This is a genomic window from Proteus sp. G2609, assembly GCF_963896135.1.
Lineage (GTDB): Bacteria > Pseudomonadota > Gammaproteobacteria > Enterobacterales > Enterobacteriaceae > Proteus > Proteus mirabilis.
The window spans coordinates 90,663-113,208 of the sequence record NZ_CAWQNB010000024.1; the positions used below are offsets into that span (position 1 = coordinate 90,663).

The 22,546-nt window shown below is 35.2% G+C and carries 22 protein-coding genes; 16 read left to right on the forward strand and 6 right to left on the reverse strand.

Annotated elements, in window-relative coordinates:
- The first annotated feature begins 2 nt into the window (after nucleotides 1-2).
- The 12 genes from sctN to AACV01_RS06125 all read left to right on the forward strand — a co-directional run bounded on the left by sctN (nucleotide 3) and on the right by AACV01_RS06125 (nucleotide 11,373).
- Nucleotides 3-1,301, forward strand: coding sequence for a type III secretion system ATPase SctN (gene sctN, locus AACV01_RS06070; protein ID WP_161682586.1), 1,299 nt, complete (start codon nucleotides 3-5; stop codon nucleotides 1,299-1,301).
- Nucleotides 1,285-1,746 (forward strand): hypothetical protein, encoded by a 462-nt coding sequence (locus AACV01_RS06075; protein WP_049197667.1) that lies wholly within the window; start codon nucleotides 1,285-1,287, stop codon nucleotides 1,744-1,746. The genes sctN and AACV01_RS06075 overlap by 17 nt, the downstream gene beginning before the upstream one ends.
- The gene (locus AACV01_RS06080; RefSeq protein WP_161682588.1) at nucleotides 1,727-2,932 is read left to right on the forward strand and encodes a type III secretion protein; all 1,206 of its coding nucleotides are present in this window, start codon (nucleotides 1,727-1,729) and stop codon (nucleotides 2,930-2,932) included. Before AACV01_RS06075 ends, AACV01_RS06080 begins: the two co-directional genes overlap by 20 nt.
- The gene (locus AACV01_RS06085; RefSeq protein WP_161682590.1) at nucleotides 2,929-3,858 is read left to right on the forward strand and encodes a FliM/FliN family flagellar motor switch protein; all 930 of its coding nucleotides are present in this window, start codon (nucleotides 2,929-2,931) and stop codon (nucleotides 3,856-3,858) included. Before AACV01_RS06080 ends, AACV01_RS06085 begins: the two co-directional genes overlap by 4 nt.
- A 3-nt stretch (nucleotides 3,859-3,861) precedes the next feature.
- Nucleotides 3,862-4,521, forward strand: a complete 660-nt coding sequence (locus AACV01_RS06090; protein ID WP_004245833.1) for an EscR/YscR/HrcR family type III secretion system export apparatus protein — start codon at nucleotides 3,862-3,864, stop codon at nucleotides 4,519-4,521.
- A gap of 5 nt (nucleotides 4,522-4,526) precedes the next feature.
- The gene (sctS, locus tag AACV01_RS06095; protein ID WP_004249210.1) at nucleotides 4,527-4,775 is read left to right on the forward strand and encodes a type III secretion system export apparatus subunit SctS; all 249 of its coding nucleotides are present in this window, start codon (nucleotides 4,527-4,529) and stop codon (nucleotides 4,773-4,775) included.
- Nucleotides 4,776-4,780: 5 nt separating this feature from the next.
- Nucleotides 4,781-5,554 carry a type III secretion system export apparatus subunit SctT gene (gene sctT, locus AACV01_RS06100; protein WP_020946301.1) on the forward strand — a complete coding sequence of 258 codons (774 nt, stop codon included), beginning with the start codon at nucleotides 4,781-4,783 and terminating at the stop codon, nucleotides 5,552-5,554.
- Nucleotides 5,547-6,608 carry an EscU/YscU/HrcU family type III secretion system export apparatus switch protein gene (locus AACV01_RS06105; protein WP_046335007.1) on the forward strand — a complete coding sequence of 354 codons (1,062 nt, stop codon included), beginning with the start codon at nucleotides 5,547-5,549 and terminating at the stop codon, nucleotides 6,606-6,608. Before sctT ends, AACV01_RS06105 begins: the two co-directional genes overlap by 8 nt.
- A gap of 121 nt (nucleotides 6,609-6,729) precedes the next feature.
- Nucleotides 6,730-7,248 (forward strand): type III secretion system translocator chaperone SicA, encoded by a 519-nt coding sequence (gene sicA, locus AACV01_RS06110; RefSeq protein ID WP_004245829.1) that lies wholly within the window; start codon nucleotides 6,730-6,732, stop codon nucleotides 7,246-7,248.
- A gap of 4 nt (nucleotides 7,249-7,252) precedes the next feature.
- Complete coding sequence (gene sctE / locus AACV01_RS06115) at nucleotides 7,253-9,412, forward strand: type III secretion system translocon subunit SctE (RefSeq protein WP_046335008.1); 2,160 nt, start codon at nucleotides 7,253-7,255, stop codon at nucleotides 9,410-9,412.
- A gap of 24 nt (nucleotides 9,413-9,436) precedes the next feature.
- The gene (locus tag AACV01_RS06120) at nucleotides 9,437-10,267 is read left to right on the forward strand and encodes a type III secretion protein (protein ID WP_161682592.1); all 831 of its coding nucleotides are present in this window, start codon (nucleotides 9,437-9,439) and stop codon (nucleotides 10,265-10,267) included.
- A 59-nt stretch (nucleotides 10,268-10,326) separates the two neighbouring features.
- Complete coding sequence (locus AACV01_RS06125; RefSeq protein ID WP_046335010.1) at nucleotides 10,327-11,373, forward strand: IpaD/SipD/SspD family type III secretion system needle tip protein; 1,047 nt, start codon at nucleotides 10,327-10,329, stop codon at nucleotides 11,371-11,373.
- A 106-nt stretch (nucleotides 11,374-11,479) separates the two neighbouring features.
- Here the strand turns inward: AACV01_RS06125 and AACV01_RS06130 are convergent, their stop codons facing one another.
- From AACV01_RS06130 to AACV01_RS06155, 6 genes are all read right to left on the reverse strand, one after another.
- Entirely contained in the window at nucleotides 11,480-13,429 is a 1,950-nt protein-coding gene (locus AACV01_RS06130) for a TonB-dependent receptor plug domain-containing protein (RefSeq protein WP_161682593.1), read from the reverse strand.
- Nucleotides 13,430-13,560: 131 nt separating this feature from the next.
- On the reverse strand, nucleotides 13,561-14,409 hold the full coding sequence (modD, locus tag AACV01_RS06135) for a ModD protein (RefSeq protein ID WP_046335012.1): 849 nt from the start codon (nucleotides 14,407-14,409) through the stop codon (nucleotides 13,561-13,563).
- Nucleotides 14,406-15,230 carry a class I SAM-dependent methyltransferase gene (locus AACV01_RS06140; protein ID WP_046335013.1) on the reverse strand — a complete coding sequence of 275 codons (825 nt, stop codon included), beginning with the start codon at nucleotides 15,228-15,230 and terminating at the stop codon, nucleotides 14,406-14,408. Before AACV01_RS06140 ends, modD begins: the two co-directional genes overlap by 4 nt.
- Nucleotides 15,217-16,011, reverse strand: a complete 795-nt coding sequence (locus AACV01_RS06145; RefSeq protein WP_161682595.1) for an ABC transporter ATP-binding protein — start codon at nucleotides 16,009-16,011, stop codon at nucleotides 15,217-15,219. Before AACV01_RS06145 ends, AACV01_RS06140 begins: the two co-directional genes overlap by 14 nt.
- Nucleotides 16,008-17,006, reverse strand: coding sequence for a FecCD family ABC transporter permease (locus AACV01_RS06150; protein ID WP_004250139.1), 999 nt, complete (start codon nucleotides 17,004-17,006; stop codon nucleotides 16,008-16,010). Before AACV01_RS06150 ends, AACV01_RS06145 begins: the two co-directional genes overlap by 4 nt.
- Nucleotides 17,003-18,034, reverse strand: a complete 1,032-nt coding sequence (locus AACV01_RS06155) for an iron ABC transporter substrate-binding protein (RefSeq protein WP_049218972.1) — start codon at nucleotides 18,032-18,034, stop codon at nucleotides 17,003-17,005. The genes AACV01_RS06150 and AACV01_RS06155 overlap by 4 nt, the downstream gene beginning before the upstream one ends.
- A 234-nt stretch (nucleotides 18,035-18,268) precedes the next feature.
- On the opposite strand from AACV01_RS06155, the gene gntR reads away from it, so the two are divergent.
- The 4 genes from gntR (at nucleotide 18,269) to AACV01_RS06175 (ending at nucleotide 22,537) form a co-directional block, all read left to right on the forward strand.
- Complete coding sequence (gene gntR, locus AACV01_RS06160; RefSeq protein ID WP_004250141.1) at nucleotides 18,269-19,264, forward strand: gluconate operon transcriptional repressor GntR; 996 nt, start codon at nucleotides 18,269-18,271, stop codon at nucleotides 19,262-19,264.
- A gap of 306 nt (nucleotides 19,265-19,570) precedes the next feature.
- On the forward strand, nucleotides 19,571-20,125 hold the full coding sequence (gene gntK / locus AACV01_RS06165) for a gluconokinase (protein WP_004245815.1): 555 nt from the start codon (nucleotides 19,571-19,573) through the stop codon (nucleotides 20,123-20,125).
- Entirely contained in the window at nucleotides 20,122-21,459 is a 1,338-nt protein-coding gene (gene gntU / locus AACV01_RS06170) for a gluconate transporter (protein ID WP_004245814.1), read from the forward strand. Before gntK ends, gntU begins: the two co-directional genes overlap by 4 nt.
- Nucleotides 21,460-21,610: 151 nt before the next feature.
- Complete coding sequence (locus AACV01_RS06175) at nucleotides 21,611-22,537, forward strand: methyl-accepting chemotaxis protein (RefSeq protein WP_004249221.1); 927 nt, start codon at nucleotides 21,611-21,613, stop codon at nucleotides 22,535-22,537.
- Nucleotides 22,538-22,546: the final 9 nt, after the last annotated feature.

Genomic DNA, 22,546 nt, shown 5'->3' on the forward strand with positions numbered 1-22,546 from the left:
TAATGAACGCCCGATTTCTAATGTTTCATAACGCAGCGCATCCTTTACGAATACAAGGAAATATTTTAGAAGTGATGTTACGTGATGTTTTTATTGGGGAGGTCTGCCAACTAAAAGAGAATATTTTCAGTGAAAATATTCTCGGTGAAGCTATTGTTATTGGGTTTCATAATAACATAGCAATATTAAGTATGATGGGAAGCGCTCAAGGTTACTCTTTACAAATTATAGTTGAGCCAACAGGAAAAACATTTTCAGTTGCCCTAGGCCCACATATATTAGGCAGCATGATTGATAGTAAAGGGAATTGCTTATTACGATTTAATACAGAAATAGCAGAGAAGACCTTTAATACCTTATGTCCTATCGAAGGTCGGCCACCTTTGTTTAGTGATAGGCTGCCTATTACAACACTATTTAAGTCAGGTATACGTGCTATTGATGGATTATTAAGTTGTGGATTGGGGCAACGAATGGGGATTTTTGCTAGTGCAGGAACGGGTAAAACGATGTTAATGAATATGATTATCCGTTTTGCACAGGCCGATGTTTTTGTTATTGGCTTGATTGGTGAACGAGGAAGAGAAGTTACAGAGTTTATTGAAGAATTAAAGCAACATAAGCGATGTGAAAATACGGTTTTAATTTGCTCAACTTCAGAACAATCAGCGGTAGAAAGGTGTAATGCGGCTTTAGTGGCAACAACGGTTGCCGAATATTTTCGTCAACAAGGAAAAAATGCCGTTTTATTTATTGATTCTATGACTCGTTATTGTCGAGCGTTAAGGGATATCGCATTAACAGCGGGTGAGTTGCCCGTACGTAAAGGATATCCAGCATCTGTATTTGATAAACTTCCCGCTATTTTAGAGCGTCCAGGGGTAACAAAAACAGGCTCCATTACGGCATTTTATACTGTTTTATTAGAGAGTGATGATGAGCCAGATGCGATCGGTGAAGAAATTCGTTCTATTTTAGATGGACATATTTATTTATCTCGAAAAATAGCAGCATCAGGGCACTATCCTGCTATTGATGTATTAGGTAGTGTGAGTCGGGTTTTTCAACAAGTCACTGATAGTAAACAACAAAAATCTGCTTTAAAAATAAGACAAATATTGATGCGATTACAAGATGTTAACTTATTGCAAGAGTTAGGAGAATATCATGAAGGAGATAACGAATTAAATGATATCGCGGTAAGAAAACAAGCCAAGATAGAAAGCTTTCTTACTCAATCCTTTAAAGAAAAAGCCGATTTTCAACAAACATTAGAACAAATGTATGAGATTACCGCTTAAGCATCAAGCATTGATTAGTGCCATTGCCCAACGGCAAAAAAAAATAGAAAAAGAACAATTAAAATATAAAAAACTTATTACAGAAGCTGAACAGAAGAAAAAAGAGCAAGAGCAATTAATTAGTGCTTTAAAGAGTGAAGTACCCGCTTATGAAAAAGCCGGTATTTATTCAATTCATTCGTTTCATCAACAAAGAAGGAAGCAAGCTATTGTTTTACATTCAATAAATTTTTATGTCGCTCAAGTTGAAGAAATAAAGGATAAACTGAATGATTTAGAAAAAGAGAGTGAGGCGCTAAAAAAACAACGACAAAAGGCCGTCAAAAAACAAAATAAAATGACACTTTATTTTGAAAGAAAAGCATTAGAGAAAGAGCTATATATTGAAAGGTTAGAGCAGAATGAAATACAGGAGATAGCATTATATGGTTCAGGGAATATCTAACTCAAATAAGATGACGCTATCTAGTGAAAAAACGGAAAGTGATATTCCAACTGAGTCTTATAGCGTAAATAGGTATTTGAATAAATGTCAGCTTACACCTGAAAGTATAAAAAAATTAGCAGAGAAATTAGATATACTTAAAAAAATAGCGAGTTTAAAAGACAATATTGTCAGTCATAACGATGAGAAAGACCTTCACGAAGATGAAGATAAAACGCCAGAAAATTATGAAGGTTTGCTATTAAGTCATCGATATTTACTATCATCTGGTGGTTCTAAAACTAAAAAAATATCTTTAGATATAAATATAAAAAAAGGATTTAACTCTCTATATATAGGAAGAGAAGAAAAAAAAGCACAGCTCACTGATCAGAGAATAAATAAAAAAACATCTAAGATAGATAAAAAAACATCTAAGATAGATAAATACAAACTACAACCCCATGTAGGAACAGAAGAAAAAACTGTCATTAAAGGAATAATAAGAAAAAACAATGTTAAAACGATGGTTAATGAATTATTAACGGCAAAAAAGAGTTCAGCATTTCCTATTTTCGTAGATAAAAAAATAAATCAACAACGGTATATTAAGTTAGCAGAAAAAATAATTAAAAAAGAACCCGTTAATAATGATAATGTTGATTTAGTTAGCAGTGCAACTAAGCAGGAAAAACAGGCTCAAATTCATCAGAAAGAGAATAACAGTGCATACAAGAATATTGAATCTAGTATGGCAATGCCGCTAAATAACGTATCAAAAGTTGATACAAAAGAAGAGCCGGAAATTTATCAAGAAAATATCAATGAAACTAATAAAGTTGTTCCTTTTCCTTCGCAAGTTACACCAATAAAAACGGTAATTGCATTACCAAAAGTAGCCAAAATGGTTTCACAGCTACCTGCTTGGCAAGTAATAGATAAAAAAATATCTATGCTGACTCTACCACCCAGCATTACTTATACATTTACAAAATGGAAGAGTCGTTATCATCAGGCTAAAATTCATTTTATTGATAAACAAGTTCAGTTAATTGCCTCCTCAGGACGCGTTTATCAAACTGCATTAGAGAATTTGAAGCAATATAATGGGGGGTTATCCATAGATCTAACTAATAGCCATAAAAATAAATCGTGGTATATCAACTCTATTAATGCTATTTATGAAAGAGAGGATGAAAATGAATGAGTATTAACGTAGAGGTAGATAATAACCATAAAGAAACAAATAAAATTAATGACATGGTAATATTATCTTCTATCTTTGGTACAAAAAAAATAACAGAAAAACAGCTATATTTTGTATTGAGATGTGAGAATAAATTAGGAACCTTAACGGCGTTAATTTCAGTTAGTCAAGTCATGGATAACTTATATCCTGAAAAAAAAATTGATTGGGAGTTAGTGCCTGAAAACTATTTAATTGCTCTTTTTTCACAATCTTTATCAACATTATTATTTCCTTTTTCTAAAGAGCCAATGTCATCATGTGTTGATAATATCTGTTTAGGTGCTGAAAAAGGATCTTGCTATCCTTGTGTTGATACCACATTAGGTCATGTTTTTATTTGCGATATTAAATGGAAATATGAATTGACAGTATTTCCAAAAAATAAAATAGGTTTTATAACAAGTTTTATTTTAGGTTACAGTAAAATATCACTTTCATTATTAAAAACAATATTACCAGGGGATATTTTATTAATAGATGATATCCATTTTTCTTTTAATGTTGGTGATAAAAAATATTTTTATTTTTCATGGGATGAGGGTAATTGTGTGACATTAGATGCTATCGTTGAAAATAGTGAAGAAAATGAAGAGGATGAGCAAAACGATGCCATAATAGAAGATAGCATTGATTTAGCTCAATCACTTGATTTAAATTCAATTGGCGCTATTCCGATTACAATATCTTTTCTTTTAGCCAATAAAACATTATCAATTGATCAACTTGAAGAATTAGCACCAGGGAAGAAATTTATTTTACCTGATAATGCCATTCGTCATATTAATATTTTAGCAAATGGTAAAGCTATTGCCCAAGGAGAATTAATCAAAATTAAAGATATGTTAGCGGTAGAAATTAATAAATTATCTATAAAATGCGAATAACATATGGAAAGCTCAACACAATTAATCTTGATCCTAGCTCTTGCCACATTGGCTCCTTTTATTATTGCTGCAGGAACTTGTTATTTAAAGTTTTCTATCGTTTTAGTCATGACTCGTAATGCATTAGGTGTGCAACAAGTTCCTTCTAATATGGTACTTAATGCTATCGCTTTAATGATGGCGCTTTTTGTTATGACACCAATTACTAAAAATATTTGTTACTATGTTATTGAAAATAAAGTGGATATGTCATCTCCAGATGCGATCGAGTCATTTTCAAATGAGGCGTTAGGCGATTATAAAAAATACCTATATCATTACTCAGATCCTGATTTATTAGCTTTTTTTGAACAAGCGCAAGAGAATAGACCAAATAGTGATGGTGATAAAGAAAACATAGAAAATTCACTCTTATCATTATTACCGGCATATGCACTTAGTGAGATAAAATCTGCTTTTATTATAGGTTTCTATCTTTATTTGCCTTTTATTGTTATTGACTTAGTTGTCTCATGCATTTTATTAGCATTAGGTATGATGATGATGAGCCCTATTACATTATCTGTACCTTTAAAACTTATTTTATTTATCGCCATGGATGGTTGGGGACTGTTATCTAAGGGACTCATTAATCAATATCTTGATTTGATGGCGGTGAACTAGTGGATATGGTTTATGCGGCTAATAAAGCTATTTATTTGATTATATTGCTTTCAGCTGCGCCTATTGCTATCGCGACCTTTATTGGATTGCTGATTGGGCTATTGCAAACGATCACACAGATACAAGAGCAAACTTTACCTTTTGGTGTCAAGCTTGTGGGGGTTTTTGTTTGTTTACTTATGATGATGGGATGGATGGGAGATAAGTTACTAATTTATGCTAAAGAGATGTTGACGATTGGGTTAGCTGGGTAACGATCATGCTAGTACTGTTGCAATATATACAATCTTATTTAATCGATATTTTTTTGCTCATTGCTAGATTATTTCCTATTTTTATGTTTATTCCATTCCTCAATAGTCGAGTTCTCAATAGTCAATTATTAAAATATATTATTATTTTTTATATAGCATTAGGAATAAAACCTAGCATCACGATAACAGGGGTTTTAAGAGAGACTTGGGCTATTGTTCTAATTAGTGAGTTAATTATAGGTCTAGTTATCGGCTTGCTACTTGCCACGCCATTTTGGATAGCTTCTGCGTTTGGAGAATTCGTTGATAATCAAAGAGGAGCAAGCATAGGAGATACAATTAATCCTACTACAGGTATTGAATCGTCAGAATTTGCGTCATTAACGGGATTGTTTTGTATGGCCTATTTTTTAGCTACAGGTGGGCTCGTTGTTTTAATGAGTACCATAAAAGAGAGTTACGATGTTTTTCCTATTGGGTATGTTAATAAAAATATCGGTTACGATTTTATCGGTCATTGGCTAAATGATATGGTTAAAGTGGCGATTATTTTGGTTTCTCCTGTATTAATTATTATGTTTTTAAGTGAAGTTGCATTAGGGGTTTATTCATTATTTTGTCCTCAACTAAATGCATTTTCTCTCTCTCTTTGTATCAAAGGTATTATCGCTTTTTTAGTATTACTGCTCTTTTTTACCTCAGCAATGACGAATGAATTATATCATTTTTTTAACAGTAGATACTTTTATTCTATTTTTATGAGTATTTATCATGGCTGAGAAAACAGAAAAGCCAACACAGAAAAAGCTTGATGATTCAGCAAAAAAAGGACAATCGTTTAAAAGTAAGGAACTGGTTTCTGGTTTAGTCTATTTCATTGGTGTTATATATTTATTTAATCAAGTGAAGTTGGATGAATTTAATCAATTTTATCAATCACTTTTACTGCATCCAACAGGTATTTCTTTAAAGAGTTATGTTGAAATCATATCAAAATTATTCTTTGATATTGTACTACCGATCATTATTGTGACTTTTTTATCTGGCGCAATCCCTTCTCTATTTAGCTCCCATTTTAAACTTGCCACTGAAGCAATTAAAATTGATTTTAATCATATTAACCCCATTTCTGGATTTAAAAAAATATTTAGCATAAGAACAATAAAAGATTTTTTAAAAACAATATTATTTATTATTATATTTTTAATAACTTGTTATGTTTTCATGATTTTACATATGGGGGAAGTCGTTATACTATATCGCGCTGATTTAGAGGGGGTGATTGATAAATGGTGCTCATTGGTTGTTAGTTTTATATTTATATTTTTTATTTTATCGATACCTATTCTTATTTTAAATATTATTGCTGATTTCTTTTTATTCATAAAAGATATGATGATGGAAAAACATGAAGTTAAGCAAGAACATAAAAATATGGAGGGAAATCCAGAAATAAAATCGGTACGTAGACAACTTCATCAAGAATTACTCGATGAGCCAATGAAACGTGTGATCCGCGACTCATCAGCTGTTATTGTCAATCCCACACATGTCGCGGTAGGTATCTACTTCGATCCTGATAATGGCATAATGCCAATAGTTTCATTGAGTTGTACTAATGCTAAAGCATTAGCGGTAAAAGCCTATGCCAAAAAAGTTGGCACGCCCGTTATTCGTTATCCTGAATTAGCAAGGAAGCTACATCATAAATATCATTTATTTGAAGTGATAATAGATCAAGATCTATTAGATGTTATGGATGTTCTTATTTGGCTAAAAAGAGTAGAAATTGAAGGGTTATCTCGAGAAGAAATGGACTATATCAATAATTAATAAATTTAGTCGAAATATTTATAATTATGAATATAGACGTGTGTTTTATTAAAGTGGGTAATTAATAATTAAGTTAGAATATTATTATTAATTATTCATCATAGATGAAAGGATTATCATAATGTCAGCATATGAAAAAATGTCAGAAAAAGAATTAGATCAGCTCGCAAACTACATTGTTTCTATTGTACAAAATGGCGCATCTATCAAAGATGAAAGTGAAATTCCAGATGGATTTATGGAAGGGATTTATTCATTTGCGTATGATTTTTATCAGAAAGGGAAGTTAGATGAAGCTGAGGCGATTTTTAAGTTTTTATGTCTCTATGATTTTTATAATGTTGATTACATTATGGGACTTGCTGCAGTTAATCAATTAAAAAAGCAATATCAAGCAGCTATCGATCTTTATGCTTTAGCTTATCTAAATGCTAAAAATGATTATCGACCTGTTTTTTATGCTGGACAATGTAATTTATCAATTGGTGAAAAAGAAAAAGCTAAATATTGTTTTCATCAGGTGGCTCAAAATATTAATGATCAAACGATAAAAGAGAAGGCTAATAGCTATTTAGAGCTATTAAAAGATATTCCTCTTGTTGTCCTTAATAAAGAGGAAGAAAAGGAAGAAAAGGAATAATAGTATGAATAAGATTAATCAAAGTAATGAACATAGTAGATTAGCTTCGCCTTTTGTTTCTGAAGAAGTAAAAAATGTTATTAAAAATACTACTAAGCAAGCAAATGCAATTAATAATATAAGTAATTATGTGACTACTCAACAACAGAAGGAGAATCAAAGTAAGTTTGATATACCACTTCTTAGAGCTCCTCATGAACAGGAGAAGAATGAGAAAAGAATTAATATTCAAGATGATCCACAATATAAAATGACGACATTTTCACTAGAAAATGATGAAGACAATACTAAGCCTTCCTTAGCAGAAGAAGAACCGAAGAATAATAAAAAAAAAGATGATCATCTTGACGTATCTGCACAACAAAACCCATCATTACCTACTTCCGGCCCCGATCATTTAGAAAATAAAAAATCCAACAAAGATTATGATTTTTTGTTTTTACAATTATCTTACCAGCATGTTATACATGAAGATATTTTGAATAAAATTAAAGATCCAGAGAAATTTGATTATTACAGAGATAAATTACAAAAGCTATCTAATGGCATAGATGATTTAAAAGAACTTTTTAAATCTGGCTTCAATGAGCTTGATAAAACCAAAGGTGCTTTTGTTGATTACTGGATGGAAGTTTATAGCCAAATAAAAGAAAAGAATTTCAAAAAAGAGTCTGAAGTTAAAAGTTTTTTAAATAATTGCAATATTCCTGATTCATTAATTCAACAGTTGTTATTAGGAAATATTCACTCTAAAGCGGATATGGAAAAAGCCCTTGAAGATGTTTTCCCTTTCTTAAACTTTCCTAGTGATTTTTCTAAGCTTTCATTAGATGAACTAGATAATTTATCTAAAAAATTGGATGGTTTTTTTGATGATTCTTTTAATTACCTACCAAATATTTCTTTAAGTGAAGATAAAATCAATAAAATTACTTCACATGCTGATGAATTAAAGGCATTGATCAACAAAAAAGAAAGTGAATCAATAAAAAAACAATTAGCAGAAATAAGAGATCTATTTAAAGAACTGACTATTTCACAAAGTTCCTTGGAGCTTGAAATTGCATCTAACTCTTTATCCGGTATGTCATTACTGACATTTCTGTTATCTAAGACACGTGAGTTGACGTTAAAGGTCATGTTACATCGTTCGGAAAGTGAACAGAAACTTTTTAATGAAATGCAAGAGGTGACTGAAAAATCACTTAAAGATAAAGTTGAAGAGCAAAAATCATTAATCAAAAAACAAGAAGAAATTCAGTTTTGGGCTGGTATTGGTTTAAAAATATTAGGCGGATTATTAACGCTTGTTGCAGGTGTTTCTTCTATTTTTACCGCTGGCTCTTCAATGGTATTAGTAGGAGTCGCAACAACCTTATTTGTTGCTGATGCTGGGTTAACTATTGCTGATGAAGTGTATCAATCTATTCATAATAAATCTTTTATGGATGAGATTATGCAACCCATATCAGATGCGGTTATGGAGGCTATCGATAAGGTTAGTGATTTCTTAGTGAGTTTAGTTAATAGTTCTTTGGATGGACTCAAAGAATTAGGGCTAGATAAAAAAATCATCGAAGAGATGAAAAATTCAATACAAGACAAATTGAAAATGGCAACTAAAATACTTGTCACTGTCGTTTTATTTGTTGCCGCTACGGCATTGAGTTTTGTTATTGGACCTGCCATGAAAGGTATTTCAGATGCGGTTAATAAAATATCGAATCAGCAAATTAGACAAATACTAAAAAAAGTGCTCAATGATGGACTTGAAGCGGTATTGGGGAAAATGATCAAAGATATCATTATTAAAGCGCTTGAAGAAGCACTGGAAAAAATTGATAAGCAGTTAGCTAAAGAGATTTCTAAAAAAGCAAGTATTATGTTGAATAGAACGGTGGTTGCTTCTAAGTTAACCAATTCAGCAGCAACAAATACTGTTAATATTTATGGTTCTGTTATCGCGTCAAAAATAATCCAGTCTATTGCCGGTAGTAAAAAATTAACTGCAGTTTTAGATATTATTCAAAAATTAATGGATAAGATAATGGAAACTTATCATGAGAATATTGATTCTATAACAGATATTTTAAAAAACCTCAGCGATAAATCTTCAGTAAGTAATAAATTAAAATCAGACATGATAAGAAATATATCTATTTAAATAAAAAATTAGTGAGGTATAAATATGAATATGAAGATTAATAGTGATAATGTATCTAATCACTATCAAACTACAATCAATAATTCTGATGAAGGTGAAGGTATTATTGATAGAAATAAGTTATATAAAGAGGTAGCACCTAGCTTAAGTAAATTAACAGGAATAGAAAGAATTAATCTAAAGCCTGTTTTATCTGAACCAGAACATATAACCAAGCCGGATCTTAAACAGATATTAGATTCATTAGAAGTAGATAATGATAATGATATTTACGATCATGCTAAAATAGAAAAAACGGGAATTTTTAATTTTGTTTCAGACGATATGATAAAATTAATAGATCTCATTGTTAAATATTTAGAAACAATGATAAAAAAATTTGAAGCATCCAGAGAAATGGGTGTGATGCTAATGAATATTGAATTGGATATAGCCGATAAAGTAAAAGATAATCTTAATAAAAAAGCCAATATTATGATTGGTTCTGCAATTACTAGTGCTGGAATTTCTATGGCTATACATGGTATGGGAGCCACTTTTTCTATTAAAGGGATGGGGAAAGAGCTTATTGGGCATTCCAATCCAACCATAGTGATGGGAAATACTATTTCATCTTTGGCAGATCCATTAGCAAGGGTTGCAGACCAAACTATACAATCTGAAAGTAGTACAATTGAAGGTGAACAAAAAGTATTGGATGCGAGAGGAAGTATTACTAATAATGTGATTAATAATAACAATGAGATACAGCGAGAAGTGACTGAAGTTATAAGAGCATTATTACAAGCAATAGAAGCGATAATTCATGCTCAGCAGGATGCAGCCTCTACGATTTCTTCAAATGTAAGAGCTTAATTTAAAAGATAAAATCATATTTTTTTATAAACTTTTATTTAATATAAAAGGTTAAGATTATGTCTAATGATATTTCAGTTTATACTGAGGGGATTAACGATTTACCTCATTTAAATACTAGAGTAAATACTGATAATTATTTCGAAAACCTGCTAGAAGATGAGGATTTTTTATCTTGGGAACCTAATCGGGAATATCAAGATATGAATAATGATAATAATAGAAAGAATAAATTTATAGAGAAGTTACCTGATACAGATAAATATTATTATTTAGATGATGATTATAATAAAACCATTAATGATAAAAATGATTTTTTAAATCAATTTTCTAATGATCTAAATGATCTTCGGAAAAAAAATAAGAGTTATGAGACTGATTCGTTAAGTGATCTTTTTAATAATGTTAAACAATCCATTGTTTCAGGAAAAGCAGATTATCTTGATATATTAAAGGATATCTTTTCTAATTACATGAATTTTGTCAATGAACTTAGGCAAACTATCTCTAATTTAAATAAATATCAGAAGGCCGGAAGTAAAGAAGGTATGGTGCATTTTGATTTTAAATCTTTTTTTAATGACTTATCTAAAATTAGAGATAAATATAAAATTCCAACAGGCACTGTTGGCGATCCTTTTGTTTTTAAAACTCGTTTATTTTTTCAACATCAAAATAATGGGACATATTTACGTACCATTGATGGCCAAGAAGTTCATTATAGCGATCTACAACAGGTGAATAATGCTGTAGATGTATTAGAAAAATTATTGAAAGGTATAAATGGAATAAGTGTATCAATACAAAGGCGTGGGGGGGAGCCTGATGTTGACGTTGATTGTCGAGGCCGAATTGATTGTACTGACCTAGAAACATTGCTAAATGATTTATCTAAGAAGACATCTAATACGGATGATATTCAGCAAACTGAATTTGAACTATTTAGAAAAACTATCGACGCATTAGATAAGAAAATTAACACTAATTTAGATGAACTTTCCAAAAAATACAGTACAGCAAATAGTAATTATGATAACTTTGTTAAGATTGTCAGTAGTACAATGAACACTTTATTAGAAATGGCAAAAGGATTTTTACGTTTCTGATATTTTATTAATAGATTATTTTTTGCATATAATATGGATATTATAATATTGAAAAATAAGCGCTATTATTTTTTAATAGCGCTTTTATTTATAATGAGTGAGCTGATTAGAATTTATATTCAGTGCCTAGCCAATAATTACGCCCATCCTCGATATAACCTTGTGTATATTGATAAGATTTATCAAAAAGATTATTAATGGAAGCATTAACTGAAATACCATATCCAACATCATAATCTAACCGTAGATCGGTTTTTGTATAGCCAGCCAGTTTATTATTCTCATCTATACGGTTATAAGTCCAACTTTGTGCTTCTTCCATAATAGTAAAGCGCACTTGTTCAACAGGAATAAAGGTTAACCACATATAGGCTTTATGTTTTGGTAAACCTTCAATATGGTCAACTTGCTTTGGATCACTATGGATATAGCTATAATTTAGGCCAAGTTCTAGCCAATCGGTCATTTTCCCTTTAGTACCAATATCCAAGCCTAGATAATCAACACGCCCACTGTTTTGGTTTTGAAATAGCGCTTCACCGTGACGATAAAGCGTATGCGCCATAATGGCATCACTCACACGATTGTAATATAGGCTAGTTTGGTAGCCCCATTTCTCATTGAGATAACCTTCGTAGGTCATATCAAAGGATAATGCGCGTTCTGGATCTAAATTGGGGTTAATAATTCCTCTTGATCCATCTTTGGGTTTTTCGGTGGTATAGCGCTCTTTTTGAGTAGGGAAGCGACTGCGATCAGAGATTGTAAAACGTATATTATCGTCATTGGCTAATGAATATTTAGCCATGATTTCCCAGTTAATGGCATTTTGTTTGTTGTTATCAGCCTTTTTATCTGTATCGATACTTTTGCGCCAGTCGTAACTTATGGCGCCAACGACATCAAGATCGTTACTCACTACCCATTGATATTCTGTGGCTAATGACCAAGTTCTATCTTTAAAACGTACCCAATCACCGTTTTTTTCTTTTTGGGCACGGTGAACGTCATCTTTCCAATGTACGGCAAAAGAGAGTAGATCACTTTCATTCGTATCGATACCGAATTGTAATGCAGCGCCTGTGCTGTGATCATCATAATGACTATAATCGACCCTATTACCTTTTTTAGGGTACATATAAAGGGTATTTTCAAACTTATCATGATAAGCACGACTTTGTAGATTTATGCTATCCGTAAGTTGTGTCACACCACTATAGTAGTAACTCTCTTTATTATAATCTGGCCATGCCCAATATTTATATCGACCTTTGGCATTAGGATCACTATTCGGTGGACTATTTTTATTACCATCTTGTTTTACATAGGTGAGGGTATATTCGTCAGAAGCGCGTGGTGTCCAACCCACTTTGATCATTCCTCGTTTATCATCTGTTGCTGAATGACTACGACGTCCATGTGTCCCAACTGCGTTATTATTTTCATCTGCATTAGGTATGGGGGTAAAACGTTGCTGGAGTTGACTGCCACTAATTTGGATAAAACCATATTCAGTACGTGCTCCTAAACGAGCACTCATGTTATGAGCATAATCAGCACCACGAGCAAAACCTTGCGAATAAGCAATATGACCTTCTAATGGTTTGCGAGGCGTTGCGGTGGTGATATTAATTGCACCTCCCATCAGATTAGGGCCTTGCAGTAATGAGGTATAACCTTTGTTAACTTCGATACTGGCGAGATCGTTAGTGGTAAAACGCGCTAAGTCGAGATTGCCATCATAAGGCACATAGGTTGGAATACCGTCAAAGAACACCGGAACTTGGCGACTATCAAAACCACGTACTTTAAGGGTATATTCGTTACGATTACCTGATTTTTGCATCACAATACCAGGTAATGTTGCCAGTGCTTGTGCTGCATTGACTTTATTTTGTTCGAGCATTTGCTGTTGGGTTAATACATCGGGATTTGCCGCAATGGGACTGCTCCAAACGGTTAATACATCAGGGATTGATTGCTGGTAAGTTGTCTGTGCTATTAGGCTGCAAGGCAGTAGAGTAAGGGACAAACAGTATAGGGGGGTTAGTTTCATTATTTTAATCTCAATATATAATTATTTATATAACGATAGACGCAAGTTAAAGTTACAAAGTGAGTGCTTACCTAATGTAGGCACTCATCTTTATCAGTCAATAAACTAATATTTTTATCTGTATTTTTTATTTAATTTTTAGGATAAAGGCGAACTTTGATATCACTAGGTGGTGCGTAATAAGGTGCTGATGTCACCATTAAGCCGATCCCTGTTTGGGCATATTTTTCAATGGTATTTAGATTAATTCCCCCAGCGACAGAAAGATGACAGCGTGGGGCAATTTGCAGAGCCTCTTGTTGTAGTAAGGTAATATCTTCAATAGAGAATTTATCCAGTTGTAAGATATCAGGCTGCGCTTTTAACGCGTCTCTTGCTTGTTGTAAGTTATCTGCTTCCACAACAATGCATTTTTCAGGTGCCGCTTGGCGTAACTGTGTAACCTGTTGTAACCAATTATCTGGCTCGGATAAAAAATGACGATGGTTAGCAAAGAGTAAAATAGTTTCAGAACAGCCTTGGCGATGAATAATACCACCACCCGCAAGTACCGCTTGAGTGGCCAGTAATTTGGTATTAGGGATATTTTTACGTGTACAGGCAATTTGCCCTTTAGGTTGGTAGCGATGATAGATTTCGAGCATTTTTGCCATATAGTTACTCACACCACAACTCCATTCCAGCACGTTTTGCACCACTTTCCAGCCTTGGTGTAGTGCATCTGCTCGACCTTCTGCACTAATTAAACAATCACCTTGCTTGGCAAAATCACCTTCTTGTAGATGTGCGGTGACAGTCAGTCCTAATTTTTCTAATAAACGGCAGCCTAGGGTGATTCCACTGACGCAGCCGGCTTCACGACATGTAAAAGTTATTGTGCCTAATTGATGGTTAATATTGAGTGCGCGACAAGTCAAATCGCCATATTGAATATCTTCCAGCAATAAATTATCAAGAAAAGCATCGGGATAATAAATCATAAGGTTAGCTCGCTTTCAGGAACGACATCCCAAGAAACCATCGCCCAATCACGCGTTGGCGATATAAGGGCCACATCATTTTTCATACTTTCATGATAATAAGTGGTTAAGTGTGCAATTTCATTTTCGTTTAAAGGCCCTACAGAGAAGTTAATACTGTCAATAAACTGCTCAAGGCTATTAAAATTATTTTGGCAATTACGGCTACGGATATAATCTACTTTAGGGTGGATCCCCATTTGGTTAAGGATATTGACTGCGTAAATATAGGTCGGCAATGTGGGAACATTGCGACCTAATAAGCGAAGAATACGTTGATCAACAAAAGTGGGTGATACGGTGTGAGTGGTATAAACCCGTAATTTAGCTTGGCGATTTAGTTTTAACAGCGCAGCTTTTAAATCCATCACCAATGTGGAGCGTGAAGCGACCGCAATATCACAAGGTGGAAGCGCATCCCAATTATCTTCCCATGAATAATGAAGAAAATCAGCATGATGAATACCCGCTTGTGCGGCTCTACGTTTGGCAACGGTTAGCATGCCGGTACTATAATCTATCCCGATTATTTTTTTAAACTTGTCAGCAACATGAATACTAATAGAGCCAGGTCCACAGCCGACATCCAATAGTGTTTCAGCATCGGAAAAATCCATCATTTCACGAAACTTGATCAAATAGTGATCGTTGGGATTCGCACAGTTTTCTGCCATTTTTTCAGCGCGTTTATCCCAATGTTCAGGCTCTTTTTTGGTTCTTTGTGCCTGTTGCATATGGTTTTTATAAAGCTCAGCAAAATCTGTGGTTTCAATGGTGTTCATATTCTTGCCTATATGGATTGTTATTATCAGGGTAGGCGTAAAAGTGCGCCTGAATATCAGTGGGTTTCACATTATAAAGCTGAGCTAAATGTTCGGGGGTGAGCAAAAGCTCAGGTTTATCTTGTAAAACGTGGCGATGAGGGGTGAGTAAAATCACCTCATCTGCGAGTAAAGCGGCATGTTGTGGATGATGTGTAGACATAAACACACTTATACCCAAGGCTTTTAGTGTCTTAATTTGGTTAATTAGCTTGATTTGGTTACCAAAATCAAGGCTGGCAGCAGGTTCATCCATAACCAGTAATTTAGGTTGTTGCACCAAAGCCCGTGCAATCAATACCAACTGTTTTTCACCACCACTTAACGTATCAAAAGTGCGGTGAGCAAGATGCGAAAGAGAGAGCATTTCTAAGGTTTCCATTGCCATTGCTTTATCTTGTGAGCTAGGCATCGAGAAAAAAGAGATATGTGCTCCACGCCCCATAATCACCATATCAATCACTTTAAAAGAAAAAGGGAGGTGGGTTGCTTGAGGAACATAGGCAATCACTTTGGCTAAATCAGTTGGTGACCACTTACTTATTTCTTTGCCTTCAATGATAATATGGCCTGCAAGACTGGGTAACAAACCAAGTAAGGTACGCATCAACGTGGTTTTACCACAGCCATTTGCGCCTAATAAACAGACAATTTGCCCTTGTTTAATATAAAAAGAGAGGTTTTGGATCAAGGGTGTTGTTTTATAGCCAATTGTGAGTTGTTTAGCTGCAGTGATGATCATCTATCCCGCCTTGTTTTGAGTAATAACATCAGAAAGAAAGGCGCACCAATAGCTGAGGTTAAAATGCCTAAAGGCAACTCAATATTCGCAATAGTTCGTGCTAGTGTATCCGTTATTAATAACATTGTTGCGCCCACGAGTAAGGAAATAGGCAGTTGATATCCGAAGTTAGCACCAACTAACAATCTTGCGATATGCGGAACAATTAAACCTAACCAGCCAATAATACCCGCAATAGAAACTGCACTCGCGGTGATTAATGTGGCCGATAAAATAAAGATAAGTCTGGTAATTTCTACATTAAGGCCTAAGGAGCGCGCTTCTTCATCAGAAAGGCTGAGAATATTCATTCGCCAGCGTAATAAAATCAGTGGAATAAACCCGAGTAGCATTAAAGGTGCAACAGAGAGTAAATCAGGCGCCGTGATAGTTGATAGCCCTCCTAACAGCCAAAAAGTGATGGAAGGTAGCTGAGTATAAGGATCAGCTAAAATTTTCATTAATGAAATAGCTGAGCCACATAAGGCGCTAATCGCAATACCGACTAAAACGAGAGAAAGGACCGGATCCTGTTGTTTCGCCAATTTGGCAATAAAATAGACTAAAGCAACAGTGATAAGCCCTCCGACAAAAGCAAAAAGCTGAATTGACAACATGGAGTGACCAAGAAAAATACCCAATACAGCACCGACTCCAGCCCCTGATGACACTCCGAGAATATCAGGTGATACTAGTGGGTTACGGAACATACCTTGATAAGCCGCCCCCGCAATAGCAAGTCCACCTCCAATTAAAATGGCAGCAAGTACTCGAGGCAAGCGTATTTGCCAGAACACAGTTGCTGTTCGACTCTCTTCAATATGCCCGGTTAATTTGCTACTGACGACTGTCCACAGTTCATTGACTGTAAGTGAATACTTACCACTAGTGATAGCAATAACTACAGCCGCTGAGAATAACAGCAACAACAGAGTGATACGTGCTGATTGGCTCATGAAGACCTCATCAACAGCTGGCATTGCTCAGCACTTAACGATGTATGGTAAAAATAAGCAAAGTAATTTTGCAGATCTTGCGTGGCTTGTTCTGCTATTCGATGGTCAAAATGGCTCTGTAAGCGACGCATTCCCATTAAACGGTTGATACCAGGAGGGCCATCTAACCAGCCAAATGGTAATCCTTTAAATAATAACACTTTATTATTTTTAACAGCTTGGATATTTTTCCATATAGAGTCTTGCCTGATTTGTTGATAGGCATTTTCATCTTGTGTGATGATAACTTCAGGGTTCCACATAAGGAGCTGTTCAGGGGAAACATCAGTAAGACCGGTAAAACCAGCAATATCAGCGACATTTTCGAACCCTAATAGTTCAATAGCTTCAGTATGAATAGATCCTGTTGAGCCCGTTTGTAAGCCTTTTGCACCACGTGCAAGGTAAAAACGAGGTCTTATTTTTAGAGTAGAAGCAAACAAGGTCGCATCACTAAGATACTGCTCTGCAATAAGTGCTAATGTTTCTGCTTTTTCTGCCACACCTAATAAAGCCCCCGTTTGGCGTAACTGAGTTGGGCTGTCTTTTAAGCTGCCGTCAATTAACACATAAGGTACACCTGTTTGCGTACTAACACGTTTAGCTAATGAACGATAGGTTTCATCAACATTACCACTATCAATAATGATATCTGGCTCTAGCGCCATTAATGTTTCTAAGGAGAGTGTACTACCACGGCCAGACAGACGACCTAAATGGGGCAATTTACGCAACTTGTCGGCAAATAAGCTACTTTTTCCTAGATTAAGCGAGGAGAAACCTAATAATTTTTCTGGTACTAAAGCCAACAACAGTTGGTCGGTTGGGGGGCCTGCGCTAATAACGCGATGAATATTTTCTGGTGTAGGAAGCACACCAAATTGAGCGGCGATACGCGAAGTGATTGCCGCTCTTGCACAACGTGGCAGTGCTGATAATGCTGCAAGCGTCGTTAAATAACTCAGAAATTGTCGTCTGTGGATAGCCATAGGTTCACACTGTAGTGTTGTTTTATATTAATAATCGTTATTTCATAAATTATATAACGATGCATACTATATTTCCTTTGGCTTAAGTCAAGGGAGAGGCATTCAAAATTAAATCTAAGAAGACATCCGATAAACTTTATTCGAAATAGTGTATAACCTAAGGATATAATCAGGTTTGTTAAATAAACCTCAAGTGCGTATTAATACTGATATTTTGGATAGTTACGATATAAAATGAAAAAAAAACGCCCCTCATTACAGGATGTTGCCGACCGTGTTGGTGTCACAAAAATGACAGTTAGTCGTTTTTTGCGTAATCCAGAACAAGTTTCCGAAGCATTACGAGTCAAAATCGCTCGTGAATTAGACAGCCTGAATTATATTCCTAATCGTGCACCTGATATTTTGTCGAATGCGACCAGCCATGCGATTGGCGTATTATTGCCTTCTCTTACTAACCAAGTGTTTGCACAAGTTATTCGTGGTATTGAATCTGTGACGGATAAATATGGTTATCAAACTATGTTGGCGCACTATGGCTATCAAGCAGAAAAAGAAGAAGAGCGTCTTATTTCTCTGCTTTCTTATAATATTGATGGGTTGATCTTAGCGGAAAGAACACACACACCCAAAACGGTCAAAATGCTGGAAACGGCGGGTATTCCGGTGGTGGAAATTATGGATAGTGTTTCACCTTGTTTTGATTCGGCGGTAGGGTTAGACAATATTGAAGCCTCGCGAAAAATGGTCAGCGAAATGATCCACCGTGGTTGTAAACGAATTATCTATCTTGGGGCAAGACAAGATGAGCGAACATTAATGCGTTTACAAGGATATGAACAAGCGATGCAAGAAGCAGGCTTACCCATAGGTCATGTGATGACACCTAAAAGCTCTTCTTATTCGTTAGGTACAGAACTTTTACATGAGGCACGCAAGCAATATCCTGACTTAGATGGGCTCTATTGCACCAATGATGATATTGCGATAGGGGCTATTTTCGAATGTCAGCGTATGGGGATTGCGGTACCTGAGCAAATTGCTATTTCTGGTTTCCACGGTCATGATGTGGGACAAGTCATGACTCCACGGTTAGCCAGTATTTTTACGCCACGTGATGAAATGGGACAACAAGCGGCGGATTTATTACTAAAAAGAATGAAGGGTAAAATTGCTCGTGGGCAAGTGATTGATGTGGGATTCCGTATCATCACCGGTGAAAGTATTTAGTTATTTATTTGATTATTAAATTATTTTTTTCTTTGGTAGGGTTTTTTTATTGACCCTATTTTTGATTATATAGTGATATATCCTAGCGTTTTTTTGCTTTGTAAAAATCAGTCGTTAACTTATCAATTACTTATGATTTTGTTGTAACTTTGTTGTTTTTCCACAATCTATTTGCGAGACGCTTCACACTTTCATTTCATAGTTTGTTTTGTAGGTTGTTTTTATCTTTCTGGATCGAGTAATGTTACCCGTAACAGTTACGGGTAACATTACAAAAAAGTTAATAACTGCCTAAAGGAGCAATATATGAAAGATACCCAATCCCTACACCATGTCTTTATCTTAATGGGGGTATCAGGCAGCGGTAAATCAGCGGTTGCAAATGGTGTAGCACAACGTATCGGTGCGGCATTTTTAGATGGCGATTTCCTTCATCCTCGTGCAAACATCACTAAAATGGCTTCAGGTCATGCTTTAAATGATGAAGATCGCAAACCTTGGTTACACGCTCTCAATGATGCTGCTTTTGCAATGCAAAGAACCAATAAAGTGTCATTAATCGTTTGTTCCGCATTAAAAAAACAGTATCGCGATATGTTAAGAGAAGGTAATCACTGCTTACATTTTCTCTATTTAAAAGGGGATTACGCGCTAATTGAAAGTCGTTTAAAAGAGCGTAAAGGTCACTTCTTTAAACCACAGATGTTGATTACTCAATTTGAAACATTAGAAGAGCCAACGAATGACGAACCTGATGTTTATGAAATAGATATTTCGCCATCTCTTGATAACGTGATTGAAAATGTCATCAACACTATAGAATCTGTTACTAAACCTATTACTGAGGAGAGTGCGGTATGAGTACATTAACACTGGTGCTAACTGCGGTTGGCTCCGTCCTATTATTGCTCTTCTTTGTAATGTATGCGCGTTTACACGCCTTTATTGCGTTAATGATTGTTGCTATTGGTGCAGGTATTTTCTCTGGCATGCCGTTAGAAAAAATCACGCAAACCATGCAAAACGGAATGGGGGGAACACTGGGTTTTCTCTCCATCGTGGTCGCCTTGGGGGCAATGTTTGGTAAAATTCTGCATGAAACGGGGGCATTAGACCAAATTGCGGTACGGCTACTGAAATCCTTTGGTGAAAAACGGGCTAACTATGCACTGGGTATTGCGGGTTTAGTTTGCGCATTACCTCTGTTTTTCGATGTTGCGGTGGTTTTACTGATCGGGGTGGTATTTGCTGTTGCCCGTCGTACGGGGGGAAATGTTGTTAAAATGGCGATCCCTCTCTTTGCCGGTGTTGCAGGGGCTGCCGCTTTCTTATTACCGGGGCCAACGCCTATGTTGCTTGCTGACCAGATGAATGCTGATTTTGGTTGGATGATCTTAATTGGTTTATGTGCAGCCATTCCAGGTATGTTATTAGCGGGGCCTATTTTTGGTAACTTTATTAGCCGTTATGTGACCTTAGAATTACCGAAAGATTTTGATGAGCCAAGCTTAGGACAAAGTAAAATGCCTTCTTTTGGCTTCAGTCTTGCATTGGTCTTATTACCATTAGTCTTGGTTGGATGTAAAACCATTGGTGCGCGTTTTGTTGAGCCTGACTCTCAGCTATTCAATATTCTTGAGTTTATTGGTCACCCCTTTATTGCCATCCTTGTGGCGTGTTTAGTGGCTATTTATGGCTTGGCTATTCGCCGTGGAATGAGCAAAGAAAAAGTCATGGAAGTATGCTCTGCGGCTATTCAACCTGCGGGGATCATCTTATTAGTCACGGGTGCTGGTGGCGTATTTAAACAGGTGCTGGTGGATTCAGGTGTGGGGCCAGCATTAGGGAATGCATTAATTGGTGCCGGTATGCCGATTGCTGTGGCTTGTTTTATTCTTGCAGGTGCTGTACGTGTTATTCAAGGCTCTGCGACTGTGGCTTGTTTAACTGCGGTTGGTTTAGTGTTACCGGTGATCAGTGAACTAGGTTATAGCGGTGCACAAATGGCGGCGTTATCGGTTTGTATTGCTGGTGGCTCTATTATTTTAAGCCATGTTAATGACTCCGGCTTCTGGTTATACGGTAAATTTACTGGTGCGACAGAAGGACAAACCTTAAAAACATGGTCATTAATGGAAACCATTTTAGGTACTACAGGCGCAGTGGTTGGAATGATTTTCTTTGCATTTTTATAAAAATGAGCTGTTCCTTTTTAACAAATGGCGCATCAATAGGTGCGCCATTTTTCATTGCTATAAATCACCATTAAATCTGATAGAAAATAGTTAACAACTGATTAATCTACAGGTCTTATTGTTTTGTGAACATGGTGAGGCTGATATTTTTATGGGTGATTATAATTCACTGTTTAAACAGCATACGGAGTGTAATATTCATACTATTACACTTATTCGTGATTCCATTTTGGCATCTAGTCAGAAATTACAAGAAAAGCTAGCATTGCTGGAAGAAATGGAACATCTCTTTAATGATATGCTTATCAATGCAGAATCATTAGTGGTCTTTTTTAATGAAATTGATGAGCATTTTACTCATAGTAATGAAGAAATTGAGAATTTTGCTAAATGGCTAAATAAAATAAAAGATAGCGCTAATAATATTGATAAACTGTCAAATCAAGCCAATATATTATCAATTAATTCAGCAATAGAGGCAGGACATATAGGTCATGCAGGTGCAGGATTTTCTGTATTAGCACAAGAGATGAAAAGCCTTTCACAAAAGATCCAAAATCAGGCCTCAGAAATAGCGTCTATCAACAATAATGTAAGTGCCCGCTTTACACCAATAAAACAAAATACTCAGAAAAATCAAGAACAACTGAAGCAAATAAAAAATCTTGTTACGGAAGGTCATGCTAATTTATCAGCGCTTGCTCAACAAGCCAATGATTTAAAAAATATCTTTCAGTTTATGTCGATACAACAATTTTTTAATACTGTGAAAATAGATCATGTTTTATGGAAAGAAGCGATTTATATTCACTTATTAAATAATGATGATGAAAATTGTGTTAATCAGCATACTGAATGTCGTTTAGGAAAATGGTACTACCAAGGTGAAGGACGCAAATTTGCCGGTAGTGAAGCTTTTCGTCGTTTAGAAGAGCCTCATAAATTGGTTCATCAAAGTGGGCGTCTTGCATTGGCGGCGAATATGGCCGGTGATCAGGATGCGGTAGTGAAGTATATTCAGCAAATGGAACAAGCGAGTGTTGATGTCATTAAATATATTGATGCTTTACATAATTAATAATGCGAT